This is a genomic window from Flagellimonas ochracea (assembly GCF_009903685.1).
In the GTDB taxonomy this organism is placed as follows: Bacteria; Bacteroidota; Bacteroidia; order Flavobacteriales; family Flavobacteriaceae; genus Flagellimonas; species Flagellimonas ochracea.
On record NZ_JAAABI010000001.1, the window covers coordinates 56,047 to 70,139 of the forward strand.

General features: G+C 40.4%; 15 protein-coding genes. 8 read left to right on the forward strand and 7 right to left on the reverse strand.

Translation table 11 applies throughout. The features are described from left to right. Positions 1–21 precede the first annotated feature (21 nt). Both GTQ34_RS00295 and GTQ34_RS00300 read right to left on the reverse strand, forming a co-directional pair. A complete protein-coding gene (locus GTQ34_RS00295; protein WP_166521765.1) occupies positions 22–552 on the reverse strand; it encodes a DinB family protein in 531 nt (176 codons plus the stop codon). A 15-nt stretch (positions 553–567) separates the two neighbouring features. Continuing rightward, on the reverse strand, positions 568–1,128 hold the full coding sequence (locus GTQ34_RS00300; protein ID WP_166521766.1) for a thioredoxin family protein: 561 nt from the start codon (positions 1,126–1,128) through the stop codon (positions 568–570). Between the two features lie 115 nt (positions 1,129–1,243). Here GTQ34_RS00300 and GTQ34_RS00305 point away from each other — a divergent pair, with 115 nt between their 5' ends. After that, entirely contained in the window at positions 1,244–2,161 is a 918-nt protein-coding gene (locus GTQ34_RS00305) for a bile acid:sodium symporter family protein (RefSeq protein WP_235914936.1), read from the forward strand. A 32-nt stretch (positions 2,162–2,193) separates the two neighbouring features. After that, complete coding sequence (locus tag GTQ34_RS00310; protein WP_166521767.1) at positions 2,194–3,204, forward strand: lysophospholipid acyltransferase family protein; 1,011 nt, start codon at positions 2,194–2,196, stop codon at positions 3,202–3,204. On the opposite strand, the gene GTQ34_RS00315 is transcribed toward GTQ34_RS00310, so the two are convergent. From GTQ34_RS00315 to GTQ34_RS00325, 3 genes are all read right to left on the reverse strand, one after another. After that, positions 3,179–5,707 carry a M14 family metallopeptidase gene (locus GTQ34_RS00315; RefSeq protein ID WP_166521768.1) on the reverse strand — a complete coding sequence of 843 codons (2,529 nt, stop codon included), beginning with the start codon at positions 5,705–5,707 and terminating at the stop codon, positions 3,179–3,181. The two genes, GTQ34_RS00310 and GTQ34_RS00315, sit on opposite strands and share 26 nt — an antisense overlap. A gap of 87 nt (positions 5,708–5,794) precedes the next feature. After that, the gene (locus tag GTQ34_RS00320; RefSeq protein WP_166521769.1) at positions 5,795–6,166 is read right to left on the reverse strand and encodes a PUR family DNA/RNA-binding protein; all 372 of its coding nucleotides are present in this window, start codon (positions 6,164–6,166) and stop codon (positions 5,795–5,797) included. An 80-nt stretch (positions 6,167–6,246) separates the two neighbouring features. Beyond that, positions 6,247–7,998 (reverse strand): ABC transporter ATP-binding protein, encoded by a 1,752-nt coding sequence (locus tag GTQ34_RS00325; protein ID WP_166521770.1) that lies wholly within the window; start codon positions 7,996–7,998, stop codon positions 6,247–6,249. 203 nt (positions 7,999–8,201) lie between these two features. On the opposite strand from GTQ34_RS00325, the gene nusB reads away from it, so the two are divergent. Genes nusB through yajC form a run of 3 tightly spaced genes read left to right on the forward strand, consistent with a single transcriptional unit; the run spans position 8,202 to position 9,936 of the window. Further along, complete coding sequence (gene nusB, locus GTQ34_RS00330; protein WP_235914937.1) at positions 8,202–9,116, forward strand: transcription antitermination factor NusB; 915 nt, start codon at positions 8,202–8,204, stop codon at positions 9,114–9,116. Between the two features lie 40 nt (positions 9,117–9,156). Then, positions 9,157–9,636, forward strand: coding sequence for a DUF1573 domain-containing protein (locus GTQ34_RS00335; protein ID WP_166521772.1), 480 nt, complete (start codon positions 9,157–9,159; stop codon positions 9,634–9,636). Between the two features lie 12 nt (positions 9,637–9,648). Further along, positions 9,649–9,936 carry a preprotein translocase subunit YajC gene (yajC, locus tag GTQ34_RS00340; protein ID WP_166521773.1) on the forward strand — a complete coding sequence of 96 codons (288 nt, stop codon included), beginning with the start codon at positions 9,649–9,651 and terminating at the stop codon, positions 9,934–9,936. Between the two features lie 46 nt (positions 9,937–9,982). Here the strand turns inward: yajC and GTQ34_RS00345 are convergent, their stop codons facing one another. Together GTQ34_RS00345 and pepT are read right to left on the reverse strand one after the other, a co-directional pair. Beyond that, complete coding sequence (locus GTQ34_RS00345) at positions 9,983–10,573, reverse strand: YdeI/OmpD-associated family protein (protein ID WP_166521774.1); 591 nt, start codon at positions 10,571–10,573, stop codon at positions 9,983–9,985. Position 10,574: 1 nt separating this feature from the next. Further along, the gene (gene pepT, locus GTQ34_RS00350) at positions 10,575–11,804 is read right to left on the reverse strand and encodes a peptidase T (protein WP_166521775.1); all 1,230 of its coding nucleotides are present in this window, start codon (positions 11,802–11,804) and stop codon (positions 10,575–10,577) included. Between the two features lie 117 nt (positions 11,805–11,921). Here pepT and GTQ34_RS00355 point away from each other — a divergent pair, with 117 nt between their 5' ends. The 3 genes from GTQ34_RS00355 to GTQ34_RS00365 are packed head-to-tail and all read left to right on the forward strand — an operon-like array spanning position 11,922 to position 14,079. Beyond that, on the forward strand, positions 11,922–12,320 hold the full coding sequence (locus tag GTQ34_RS00355; protein WP_166521776.1) for a hypothetical protein: 399 nt from the start codon (positions 11,922–11,924) through the stop codon (positions 12,318–12,320). Positions 12,321–12,373: 53 nt separating this feature from the next. Then, positions 12,374–13,411: a quinone-dependent dihydroorotate dehydrogenase gene (locus GTQ34_RS00360; RefSeq protein WP_166521777.1), complete on the forward strand. Its 1,038-nt coding sequence runs from the start codon at positions 12,374–12,376 to the stop codon at positions 13,409–13,411. Then, positions 13,411–14,079: a LysE family translocator gene (locus tag GTQ34_RS00365; RefSeq protein WP_166521778.1), complete on the forward strand. Its 669-nt coding sequence runs from the start codon at positions 13,411–13,413 to the stop codon at positions 14,077–14,079. Before GTQ34_RS00360 ends, GTQ34_RS00365 begins: the two co-directional genes overlap by 1 nt. Positions 14,080–14,093: the final 14 nt, after the last annotated feature.

Sequence of the window (14,093 nt, forward strand, 5' to 3'; positions counted from 1 at the left end):
GTTGATTGTCAAAATCTGCCTCTATAATTTGTCCTGTAGCACTGCGAGGTATTTAGGCCATGGACCAGCTTCAATTTTATAATTCTTCGCCATTACCCGGGTTATTTGGTTGATATGGCCTAAATCGTGCACAACCCATGCAGACAATAACTGTTTGAGCGTTACAGGACCAAACTCGGGATGCACCCCTGTCTTCATTAACGCCTGTTCATCAATCTTAAAAGCTTTCAGCTTTTGAAGATTCTCGCTTCTCAGTTGACAGAATTCATTTAATAACTTATCCAGGGTTTTCCCCTTGCTGTTTTTAAACTGTGCAAATCTGTCAAAAGGTTCGAACGTTTTATCCGTTACCTCGCTTAGTATTATTAAAGTGCGGGAAATCCAATCGGTTTTCTCACCGTGTACTAAATGTCCAACAATGTCATAAGGACTCCAAGTATCACCTCCTTCGTTGGTTTTGATCCAGGTATCAGGAAGGTCCTTAAGAATATCTGAAATCACATAGGGTGTTTTGCCAAGAATCTGTATGCTTTCCGTTAGGTTAAATTCCATTTGTAAAAAAGTAGTTCAGGTATTTGTCCATTTTATATTGCAACCAATACTTGGTTTTTGATTTGAATCTATTTCCTCGCCCGATAAAAGTGCGTCCATGGCTGCTCTCAGGTCGTTTCCGGTTAGAGGAAGGCCATTTCCCGGCCGTGAATCATCCAATTGACCACGATATACCAACTCCATTTTGGCATCGAAAAGGTAAAAATCCGGAGTGCAAGCTGCATCATAAGCATGCGCAACCTCTTGTGTTTCATCAAATAAATAGGGAAAGGTATAGCCCTCTTCCTGAGCTTTTTCCTTCATTAAATGTGGAGCATCTTGCGGATAATTGACAATATCGTTGCTGGAAATGGCCACAAAACCAATTTCCTTGTCTTGGTATTCCTTGCCGAGCTTTGAAATCATAGGATTTACATGGACCACAAAAGGACAATGGTTGCAGATAAACATCACCACAGTGCCTTTTTCACCCTTAACATCCATTAAGGTTAGCACTTGGTCTGATACCGTGTCCAACAATTGAAAATCAGGAGCTTTTGTGCCAAGGGCAAGCATTTTGCTTGGGGTTCTTGCCATAGTATTCTTATTTATAGCTTTAAAATTATGAAATTAACGGATGTGGCCGCTTAAAACTTAGTAAAACGCTGAAATCACTTGAATCCTGTATCTTGTAAACCAAATAGGACTTTTCTTGGAGCAAATAATAGATAGCGTTCACATCAATTTTGATGAAAAATCCCTTTGGACCCTCAATTCAGCCCTGGCTTTAGTAATGTTTGGAATAGCCTTGGAAATCTCATGGAATGATTTTAAACGTCTTTTAAGAACTCCAAAACCTGTTTTGACAGGTGTGTTTTGCCAGTTTCTAGTGCTTCCAGCACTCACCTTTACCTTGGTATGGCTTATTGAACCTCTTCCTAGTATGGCTTTGGGCATGTTCATGGTGGCGGCCTGCCCAGGGGGCAATGTTTCCAATTTTTTCACGCATTTGTCCAAAGGAAATTCGGCCCTTTCGGTTACACTAACGGCGATTGCCACTTTAGTGGCCATTTTTATGACTCCCTTTAACCTGAATTTATGGGGAGGTCTCTACGGCCCCACTGCTTCCATCTTAAAAGAAGTTTCCATTGCTCCCTTGGAAATGGTTAAGCTGGTATCCCTATTGCTTGGAGTTCCTTTGGTCATGGGTATGCTTGTGAATCATTATCAGCCTCACATAGCCAAAAAACTGGCCAAGGGGTTTAAATTGGGGTCCTTGTTGTTCTTTGTGATATTGGTATTCTTGGCTCTTTACAAGAACAAAGCCATTTTCATGGAATATGTGCTCTATGTTTTTTGGTTGGTTGTACTGCACAATCTAGTGGCCCTTCTAACAGGATTTTCTTTTGCGAAGGCGGTAGGATTGTCCCAAGAAAACATCCGATGTATAACCATTGAAACAGGAATACAAAATTCAGGCTTGGGCCTATTGTTGATTTTTACATTTTTTGATGGCTTGGGTGGCATGGCACTTCTTACCGCTTTCTGGGGAATATGGCATTTGATTTCGGGACTTGTGTTAGGAGGAATTTGGGGCGTTAGGCCGATTGAAAAAGAAGAGTTGGTTTGAAGCGGCTGGGGTATTTTGCAATCAAACTGTGGGTGTCACTTGGCCTTTTCTTATACTACAAACGGATAAAAGCAGTGGGTAGGGAACATATTCCCAGCAAACAACCAGTTCTTTTCTTGTCCAACCACCAAAATGCGTTGTTGGATGTCCTGCTGATCGCAACGCGTTGCAGACGAAAACCTTGGTTTTTGGCTCGTTCCGATGTTTTTGACAATCCTTGGCTACGGTCATTCTTTACGTTCCTGCAGATGCTGCCCATATATAGATTTCGGGACGGGAGGGACACACTGCCCAAAAACAATATGATCTTTGATACGTGTGCAAACCTGCTTGAAGATAAACAGGCAATTGTGTTGTTTCCGGAAGCCAATCATAGCTTGAAACGAAGGATAAGACCCTTGAGTAAAGGGTTTACCCGAATTGTTCATGCAGCTTTGCAAAAGAACCCTGGGTTGGACCTTTTATTGGTACCTGTGGGGCAGAATTATGCAAATCCCATGCAAGTCGGGGATTCGACCACAATTCATTTTGGAAAACCGATTGCAGTGCAGCAATTTATTGGAGCAAATGACTTTGTTGGAGAATTGAAGCAGCAAGTGTTTGATAGTCTTACCACGCTAACAGCCCATTTTCCAGAGGATGGGTATGATGCCATTATCCAAGAGATAGGAAAAAACGGTAAAGTATATCTTGATCCAGAGAAAGTTAATGCCATGGTTGCCAACAAAACTTATACACGGTCAGCAAGGCAAAAAGATAATTTGGCGCGTGGATTTTTAAAGAATATTTTCTTGCTCTGGAATCTGCCCGTGGTATTGATTTGGCGAATCGTTATAAAGCCCAAAGTTCCCGAAGATGAGTTTATGGCCACTTATCGGTTTGGGTTTTCCTTGCTATTCTATTCTCTTATTTATTTGGTTTGCCTGTTGGTGCTCGTCAATGTATTTAATATGAAACCGGCATGCCTTGCTGTTTTTGGGCATGCCGGTTTAAATATTCTGCTGGTCAAGATTGGAATTACATCATCTTTCCAAAGAAAATAGTGTTCATCAATAACTTGTTGGTGCCATACCAAAAAGCTCTAAAGTTGGTGTTGTCCGTAAATAGAACTACTCTACCCTTACCTAACTTTTTCACTTTAAAGGGCACACTGTTTTTAATAAGTGCAGCATTTTCTTCCGAAATGTATCCGCTTAAGAGGGGATTTTCCATGTATTGAATAGGGTTGTCATAGCTATTTTTTTCAGGCTCCAGATAAACATTAGTGTTTCTAAACAGGGCCAGTTTATCATTTTTGTATCCATAGTTAACAGGATGGGAACGGTCAAGTTTGGCCTCAAAAATAGCCCCACCAGTAACCTGTGCACCTGTAAAATCACTTTTTTGGTCAAACGGAACATTCGTAGCTACCAAAGTATCTTTCCTCATTTCCAACTCCATCAATTTGTTTTTCTTGAACCAATCGGCCATAGTGCGGTATCCGATGACGGTTCCCCCATTTCTGACCCACTCTTCAATTTTTTCCGCACTTTTTTGGTCCAATTTGGAGCCTCCACCCCAACCGGTACTCGGAAGTATCAAATCGGTGTATTTGTCCAAATCAACATCATTAAAATAACGGGAATCTATCTTGGTGATTTTTATGTCGTAACGCGTATCAAAAAGGTGCCATATTTCCCCTGCATCATAGGAACGAACCCCATCACCGACCAAAATGGCAATTTTCTGCCTTTTTATGGGATCGAAATCGTTGCTGCCCAAATCAATGCCTTGGGTAAGACCCGTGGTTACGGCATTTATTTTTATATGACTTTCTTTCGCTACCTCATTTAAAAAGCCATACAATTCATCAGGGTTCAGTTTTTGATTCTGAATAGGGACCATTATGGTGCCATAATCATATTTTTTGCCTTCAACGGTAAAAGGAGATTTGGCCACTTTGGCGCGCAATCCTTTCTCCAAGATTTTGTTCAAAGCCTCAGGGGTATAATATTCATGCCATTCAAACAGATATGCATATTGGCTTTTTTTGTCCACCCCTCCTGTGGGCATTTTAAAATCGGTAATCTCCTGTCCGGCATTGGCAAGCGATGTCAGATTCGTGTAATCCACGTTAAATGCCAGTGGAAAGGTCCATGCGGAAACATCGTAAAAAAGACTGTCGGTAAAGGTGGTACGCTTTTCGAACATGGTCTGAATCAATCTTGGATTTTTTTGATTCATCGGAACGATGTAACTAAATCCTGGTTTATAGGTTTTCCCGTTTAGGGTGACATCTTTGGCGAGTTCATGGAACTTGATTTTGTGCCGATTTAAGATTTCTGCCAAATGCCAAGTTTTGGCTGCATCCTTATTGTCACCAAAAATGATGGCTTTGGTTCTGTTACGTGAAGCTTCTTGCCGCATATCATCATAAAACTTCTTCTGATAGTCTAGAATTTTGATACGCATGTTCTTTGCAGCCTCAATGGTGGAAACTGCAGTGGTAAATTGATTTCTTACGGTAAACGGAAAAGTAAGGATGCCGTTTTCGCTTTCCTGTATATGTCCACGGGAACTGCCTTGTTCAAAAAGGATTCCAATGCCTCCGTTAACATCGGGGAATGTAGATCCCTTGCCGTAATAGTAGTCGTCATAGTTTTCTTCAGAGTAATATAGCGAGCCAATATTGTCCAAAGCTTTGGCGTGGTAGGTCCCTATTTCCTTAGTAAGTTCCTGATTTATTTTTGGAGTCAAAGGATGTACCCTTGATGGTTCGCCAGGTTGAAAAAAGAAGGTGCTATTGGTGCCCATTTCATGATGGTCGGTCAAAATATTGGGCAACCATTTATGAAAGGTTTCTATCCGTGCCCTGCTTTCGGGCAATTGCACGGGCAACCAGTCCCGGTTCATGTCGAACCAATAATGGTTTGTGCGACCTCCCGGCCATACTTCGTGGTACTCCCTTTCATTGGAGTCTGGATTTAGATTTTGACTTTTATGAACATTGGCCCAATAAGCAAAGCGCTGCAAACCATCAGGGTTGAAACTGGGATCCAATAGAATGACCATGTCGTTGAGCATGGTTTCAACTTCGGGTCCTTCAGCGGCCGCCAAGTAGTATGCGTAGGCCAAACTTGCATTGGAACCACTTGGTTCGTTTCCGTGAATGGAAAATCCTTGATAAACCACTATGGGCATATTGGACAAATCACTGCTGGTATCCCCTTCTGTCATGGCAATATGTTGCCTACGAATACTTTCTAGGTTTTGATGATTTTTTGGGGAAGTGACGGTCAACAACAAAATTGGTCTTCCTTCATAGGTTTTGCCCCGGTTCTCCAATACCATTCTATCACTGGCCGAAGCCAATTGTTGCATGTAAGAAACCAGCTTGTCGTGGGTAACGTGCCATTCTCCAACTTCATGGCCAATAATTTCGGCGGGCTTGGGAATGTTTGGATTGTATGTTACATTTTTTGGAAGGTAGTAGTCGAGGGTAATCTCTTGGGAAATCAAATGTGCACTGATGAATACCGCAAAAAATAGCGTAAACAATTGTTTCATATAGGTTTGTTTGAATTAGTCTGTGATAAAAATAAAAAACGGCCTGTTCAATACAGGCCGTTTTTTGGTTTTTTTATGAATATTCAGTTAGATGTCATCAAAATCCACATCGGTAAAGCTACCGGAGGATTCACCATTTTCCTCTGCTTTGTTCTCTTCTTTTTTAAAGTTTTTTTGGTGACGTTCTGAAATCACCTCTGCACCTTTCTCATTGATGATGTAATCCATCATTTCTTCCATGTTTTCCCTAAATGCGGAAAAATCTTCTTTGTATAGATAAATTTTATGTTTTTTGTAATGGAAAGAACCATCATCATGTGTGAATTTTTTGCTTTCGGTGATAGTCAGATAGTAATCACCCGCCTTGGTGCTCCTAACATCAAAAAAGTAGGTTCTTCTCCCAGCCCTAAGCACTTTGGAGTAAATCTCTTCCTGGTCCATGATATCTTTATCGCTCATATGGTCTAGTGTGTGTTTGTTGCAATGTTGTATAATTCAACCAAAAATGTAAAAAAAAAGCTAATTCAGCAACTTTTTTGCTATTCTTTCTCGGAGAGTTGACTGAGATAGAGTTCTTTATAATAGCCATCAACGTTGTTCAGTTCTTCATGGGTGCCCTCTTGTATGATTTTGCCATTTTCCAACACAATAATTTTATCCGCATTTTTTGCAGAAGATACTCTATGGCTCACGATCAGTGTGGTTTTGTCCTCCGAAAGCTGTTTAAGGTTGTTCAATATTTCCTCCTCTGTTTCGGTGTCTACAGCGGAAAGGCAATCATCAAAAAGATATATTCTAGGGTTTTTTAGTAGGGCTCTGGCAATGGAAACCCGTTGTTTTTGGCCACCACTCAGCGTAATGCCACGTTCCCCAAGAACGGTATTGTACTTTTTGGAAAAACCTTCAATGTTTTTGTGCACCACGGCTTTTTTGGCCACCTCTTTGATTTCTTCCAAAGTGGCTGTCTCATCACCAAAGCGAATGTTGTTCTCAATAGTGTCGGAAAAAAGAAAAGCATCCTGAGGAACGGCCCCAATGGCACTTCGCAAGCTGTTGAGATTTAATTTCTGAATAGGTGTTCCATCAATCAATACTTCACCAGAAGTTGCATCGTACAATCGGGCCACCATGTCCAAGATTGTGGACTTTCCAGATCCAGTTTTGCCTAAAAAGGCTACAGTTTGCCCAGCATCAATTTTAAAGGAAATGTTGTCGAGTGCTGTGATGTTCGTGTCCTCGTAAGTAAAGGTCACATTCCTAAACTCAATGTTTCCCTTTATCGGCGTAGTTTGCGTCACTTCATTTTTTATGGAAGGCTCCACTTTTAAAAACTCGTTTATCCTTTTTTGGGATGCTTCTGCGCGTTGTACAATAGAAGTAAGCCATCCCACCACGGCCACCGGCCATGTAAGCATGTTTACATAAAGAATAAACTCAGCAATGATTCCTATTGAGGTTATCTCCCCATTTATATATTGCTTGCCGCCAATATAGATTACAAAAATGTTGCTGATACCAATAAGAAGAATCATTAGGGGAAAAAACCATGCATTCACCTTAGCAAGATCCATACTGGTATCTTTTCCTTCTTGCGCCAAATCCTGTATTTCTGCGTTAATCTTGGGTTCAAGGCTGTAGGCTTTTATCACTGCCACACCAGAAAAGGATTCTTGGGTAAAGGTGGACAGTGTGGACAAAAATTCCTGAACCTTGGTGCTTCGCGTATGGATAATTCTGCTTATCTGATAAATCAACACAGATAGAATAGGCAGTGGAAGCAATGTATAAGCGGCCAAGGTTGGCGCTTTAATGAACATAAGTGGAATAAGACAAACGAACAGGGTCAGGGTCTGTATACCATACATAATGGCAGGTCCACCGTACATGCGGACTTGGTTGATATCCTCACTGATGCGGTTCATTAAATCTCCAATTCGGTTCTTTTTGTAAAAATTGAGATTCAATATTTGATAGTGGTCAAAAACCTCATTTTTAAGGTCGTACTCAATATATCTTGATACATTGATAATGGTCTGTCTCATCAAAAAGGTGAACAATCCAGATAGAATCGCAGCACCGACAATTATCAGAATGTATTGGAACAAAAATTCCTTCGCTTGGTCCATGGAAATATTTTTGGCCATAAACTGTTCAATGGCCTGTATGGATTTATTAACGTAAGAAGGCATGATCAGGGAGAATACCCTCGCAATAATGGTGATTAAAATCCCCAGCAATAGCTTAAACCAATATTTTTTGAAGTATTTATTTAGGTGCTTTAGTTCCTTCATGGGAGGGAAGATGGTTAAAAAGGTCTGACCATTCGGCAAATATATGCCTTTGACCACAAAGTAAATGTTATAAAACTGATAAGAAAACCACTTTGGTGGTGCAAGAATGAAATATAAGATTACTTTTGCGCAGTAAAAGCCAAAAAACGACTTTAAAAGTTCTTTAAAAAATGCTTACCCGAAGGCATATCAGAGTTAAAGTAATGCAATGCATCTACGCCTTGGTCCAATCCAAGGACGATTCATTGGAGAAACAGGAGAAGTTTCTCAAAGTGAGCATCGAGAATATGTATGTGCTCTATCTCCTGATTTTAAGCCTTTTGGTGGAACTTCATCGACTCGCTGAAAAATATGTGACCCATGCCCCAAAAAAGTATGTGAGCACCGAGGAAGACCACTATCCAAATCCTGAAAAATTCATCAAGAACAGATTATTGCTTCAAATCTCGAACAATCGTTTGTTGCAAGAGGCACTTTCCAAAAGAAAACTCAACAATTGGTACCTGAACGAGGAATACGTGAAGATACTTTATAAGGAAATTGTAGCCAGTGACATATATAAGAATTATATGACCAATGGTCATGATAGCTATGAAGATGATCGCGAGGTGGTGCTGCAACTCTTTAAGAGTATTATAGCCCCCAACGAAAAAATCTACGAATACTTCGAAGATGACAAACTCACTTGGGTAGACGACATTCCGATTGTCAATACATATTTGGTGAAGCGCCTTAAAAAAACCAACGAATCCACCAGTGAAGGTTTCTTTTTGCCCGAACTGCTCAAAGATGAGCAAGATATGGTCTATGCCAATGAGCTTTTGGTCAAAACTTTGTTGAATGATGCAAAATGGGAGAACGAAATAGAAGGTAAAACACCGAATTGGGATAATGATCGAATCGCAGAAATCGATTCCATCATTCTAAAAATGGCCATTTGTGAACTGCTCAATTTTCCAACCATTCCGGAAAAGGTAACCCTGAACGAGTATTTGGAGATTGCTAAGGAATACTCCACGCCCAAGAGCAGCATTTTTATAAACGGGGTTTTGGACAAACTGGCGAAAGAATATAAAGCAGATGGAAGACTTCAAAAAATAGGTCGAGGCCTTCGATAAACAATATTTGTTTAATTTTGGAAAAAATAATTTTTATACCATGAAAAGAATAACAACAGTTTTGAGTTTAATCATGGCAGTGGCCACGATAAGTGTTTCCTGCAAGGACAAGGCTTCCAACAAAGTGGTGGCCGACAACGTGGAAAGTGCCACTGGTAGGGACGAAGCACAAAAAAACCTTCCTGTAATGACTTTTGAGAAATCTGAACACGATTTTGGAAGTATCGAGAGTGGAACCCCACAAGAAACAACCTTTAAATTTACCAATACCGGGAACGCCCCATTGATTATCACAGATGCCAAGAGCAGCTGTGGTTGCACCGTTCCAGAATACCCAAGAAACACACCTATTGCTCCTGGAGAATCTGGGGAGTTGTTGGTGAAATTTAATGGTTCTGGACAAAATCAGGTGACCAAAACCGTAACCGTTACGGCAAACACCGAAAAGGGCACTGAACTTTTAAGGATCAAGGCATTTGTTAATCCCAAGGATGCCGCTCCGGCCGGTCCCGTAAAATAGGGTAAAATTTACATGGAAAATTTAGGACAGTTTTTACCGCTGATATTGATTTTTGCCGTAGCATATTTTTTTATGATACGTCCGCAGGTCAAACGTCAGAAGGATGAGAAAAAATTTGCTTCAGCGCTTAAGAAAGGAGATCGTATCATTACCAAAAGTGGCCTGCACGGAAAAGTCGTGGAGTTAAACGACAAGGATTTTTCCTGCGTAATTGAAACCATGGCCGGCCGCCTAAAGTTTGATCGATCGGCTATTTCGATGGAAATGAGCAAGAAATTGAATGCTCCTGCCAAGAAGTAAATTTATTTCGAACAACATAGAAAAGCGCCTTTAAAGGCGCTTTTTTTTATCGATAAGCATCATTTAAACCAATACCTTTTTCAATCATGGGAAGGATTTTTTCCAGCCGCCTTAATTTGGTCTTTTCCTGTTTTGCTTCCATGAGATACTCGCAAAATTCCTTCTGCTTATAAGGGGAAAATGCTTCAAAAGCTACTTTTAGTCGGTCGCTTTGCTGGAGTCGTTCCTCTAATAGTTCGGGTATGGTAGTACCGGTCGATTTTTCCACCTCGATTTCCTTGCCCTCTTTCTGATTTTCAATGGATTCCCTCATATATTCCAAGACCATTTGTTCATCAATTTCTTCCACTGCACGGAATTTCCAATGTCGCATACCTTTTGTCTTACCTTCCTGAGCGTTCTCCAATATGTTCTTGGGATCACTCAAAAAAACTCCATTAAAGAACCAAATCCCAAAGTGTTCTTTGAATCGGCAAATACCAAAGACATTTTTGTTATTTACGGTATAAACGGGGAAATTCCATTTGAAATCCTCAAAGCAATCCGATTGCGCTGCCAGTTTTCGCAATAGCGCTATACCTTTTTTGAAAGGGCTTTCTTTGTCATAATACGCCTCCAGTTTTTCTGATTTTTCCATTTTACTTTATTTGTTCGGCAGTCAACGCACAGATTTTTACAATGACCATGACCGCCTTTTCCATACTTTCCAAAGGAATGTATTCATACTTTCCATGGAAATTGTGTCCCCCAGCAAAAATATTGGGGCAGGGCAAACCCATAAAGCTTAACTGAGAACCGTCCGTTCCACCCCGTATAGGTTTTATAATCGGTTCAATGCCCAAAGATTCCATGGCTTCTTTGGCAATTTCAACAATGTGAAACACCGGCTCTACTTTCTCACGCATATTCCTGTACTGATCTTCAATGTCCAATACGATGCAATCCCCATGCTTTTTTGAGATTTTTCTCTGAATATCTTGTAGCAATTGCTTTCTTGCTTCAAAATGTACAAGATCATGGTCTCTGACAATAAGTTCTATTTCAGCATGTTCAATTTCTCCTTTTATCTTGTGTACATGAAAAAAACCTTCCCTGTCTTGAGTATGTTCCGGGACTTCACGTGGGGGCAACAGACTTAAAAACTCGTTGGCAATGCCAACGGCATTGACCATTTTTCCTTTGGCATAACCTGGATGTACACTTTTTCCTTTGATTGTTATGGTGGCACGTGCCGCATTAAAATTTTCAAATTCCAACTCACCTACTTGGCTTCCATCCATAGTGTAGGCCCAATCAGCACCAAATTTTTTTACATCAAACTTATGGGCACCTCTGCCAATTTCCTCATCAGGGGTAAATGCCACCCGTATTTCTCCGTGTTTTATTTCGGGATGGTTGACCAAATGCTCCATAGCAGTGATGATCTCGGCAATGCCTGCCTTATCATCTGCTCCCAAGAGGGTGGAACCGTCGGTGGTGATCAACGTTTGCCCTTGGTACTGCAATAAATCCTCAAAATAATCAGGTGATAGGACAATGTTCTTTTTTTTATTGAGAACAATGTCCTTTCCATCATAATTTTTTATGAGCTGTGGTTTCACATTTTTTCCTGAAAAATCCGGAGATGTGTCCATATGGGAAATAAAACCTATAACAGGTACTTTTTTGTCCAAGTTACTGGGTAAGGTGGCCATGATATATGCATTTTCATCAATGGAAACCTCTTGCATTCCGATTTGATGGAGCTCCATCACCAATTTTTTGGCCAAAGCCCATTGCTTTTCTGTGCTAGGGGTGGTTTTGGAATAGGGATCGCTCTGAGTATCGATGGTTGCATACTCCAGAAATCGGGGTAATAATTTTTCCATGAAATGCTTTTTATCAAAAATAACGCTAATTCAATCGTGATTTTGGGAAAAATAGGAGCTAGAAACCTATATTTCATTTTTTTTGGAAGTATGCGATTAGAATCAACCTTAGTATTTATGTGTCTGTTTAGCTACTTCTTTGGATTTTCACAACGAGATTGTCTTTTAGGTATTGGTGGAAAGGACGATGAAACGATTATCGAAGTGTTTCAATTAAATGAAGAACAACAAGAAAAATTGACGAACTGGAGTGCGGAACTTAAAGTCAGAAATGATCTTCTTAAAGATCAAGCCAAATATCTCATAAAAAGGCACGAAGAAAGTTCCCCTGAGGTTTTAATTAACGTGTCCACCCAGTATAAAGGCATTTTGGACAGTATGAAGCAGAATGTACGAATGATAGATACTCGAATGCTGTCCATTCTTAATGAAAAACAGTATCAACTCTATTTGAAGTTTTGCCGACAGCTTGCATTACGTCCTATCCACATAGAAAGGTCAGTTGACGAAAAATAGCCGATTTCTTACATCGGCGTTGAAGAGTTTATATTTTTGTCAAAATTTTTTGAATGTATAAACTCCTCATTAGGCCGTTCCTTTTTTTGTTTGATGCGGAAACCGCCCACCATTTTTCGTTCAGCGCCATTGGAATACTATCCAGGCTGGGTTTGACACGACTGTTTCGTAAAGCGTTCCATGTAAATGACTCAAGACTGGAAAAAGAGGTTTTTGGATTAAAGTTCAAAAATCCGGTGGGTCTAGCCGCAGGATTTGATAAGGATGCCAAGTTGTACAATGAATTTTCCGATTTTGGTTTTGGTTTTGTGGAAATAGGGACCGTTACACCAAAACCCCAAGCGGGCAATCCTAAAAAACGATTGTTCCGTCTTTTGGAGGATAAGGCCATCATCAACCGAATGGGTTTTAATAACAAAGGTGTTTTTGAAGCGGTCGAGCAGTTGAAGAAAAAGCATAGGGTAATTGTTGGGGGTAACATTGGAAAAAACAAGACTACAGCGAACAAAGATGCCATTAAGGATTATATGATCTGTTTTGATGCTCTTTTTGAGTACGTAGACTATTTTGTTGTGAATGTGAGCTCTCCAAATACACCAGGTTTGAGAGAACTACAAGACAAAGAGCCTCTAACCAAGCTCTTGAACAAATTGAAAAGTCACAATGCGAAGTTGTCCAAAAAATTAGAGCTCAAACAAAAACCCATACTTCTCAAGATTGCACCAGATTTGACCAATAATCAGCTACTGGATATAATTTCCATTATAAAAGAAACAGGTATCGATGGAGTTATAGCTACCAACACTACGATTTCTAGAGACGGGTTAAAATCCCATTTAATTTTAACGGAAGAAAAAGGAGGTCTCAGTGGAAAACCTTTAAAGAACAGAAGCACTGAGGTAATCCGATTTTTAGCGGAGAAAAGTAACAAGGCATTTCCCATTATAGGAGTGGGAGGTATACATTCCGCCGAGGATGCTTTTGAAAAATTGGATGCTGGTGCTGATTTGGTCCAGTTGTACACCGGATTTGTCTACGAAGGACCAGCGCTTATCAAAAAAATCAACAAGGCCTTATTGGAAAGGATGTGATGGATCTCTTGTACGTATCGTTCATTCAATTTTTTCAAGGGATTAACTATTCCATACTTATTGGTTTTGTGATTTCGGCATCGGCACTGGCCATTGCACCAGGTCCTGACAATATTTTTGTGCTAACCCAAAGCCTTTCCAACGGAGTTAAATCGGGATTGGCCACAGTGGTAGGACTCGTAAGCGGCTGTTTGGTGCACACCACGCTGTTGGCTTTTGGGGTTTCGGAAATCATAAAAAGAAGTGATGTGCTGTTCAATGCCATCAAAATTTTCGGGGCACTATATCTGTTGTATCTGGCCTATAAGGTGTACCGAAGTGATGCCCCCATACTTTTGAACCAAAACAAGATGCAATCCAAAGGATTGACACGTTTGTTTCGTGTCGGTTTCACAATGAATGTATTGAACCCGAAGGTCACCATATTCTTTTTGGCCTTTTTTCCCGGATTTTTGTTCAGTGACACCCTGAATACGGTAATTCAGTTCTATGTATTGGGATTGCTTTTCATGTTGGTAGCTTTCCTTATCTTTTCTTCGATTGCCTTGTTGGCTGGTAATATTTCACACTATCTGACCAAGCATCCCAGGGCCGGATGGTATCTTAAATGGCTGCAAATAATTGTTTTTCTGGGGATTGCCATATATCTGTTCTTGTCGAATAAATAAGTGGTAATTTTATG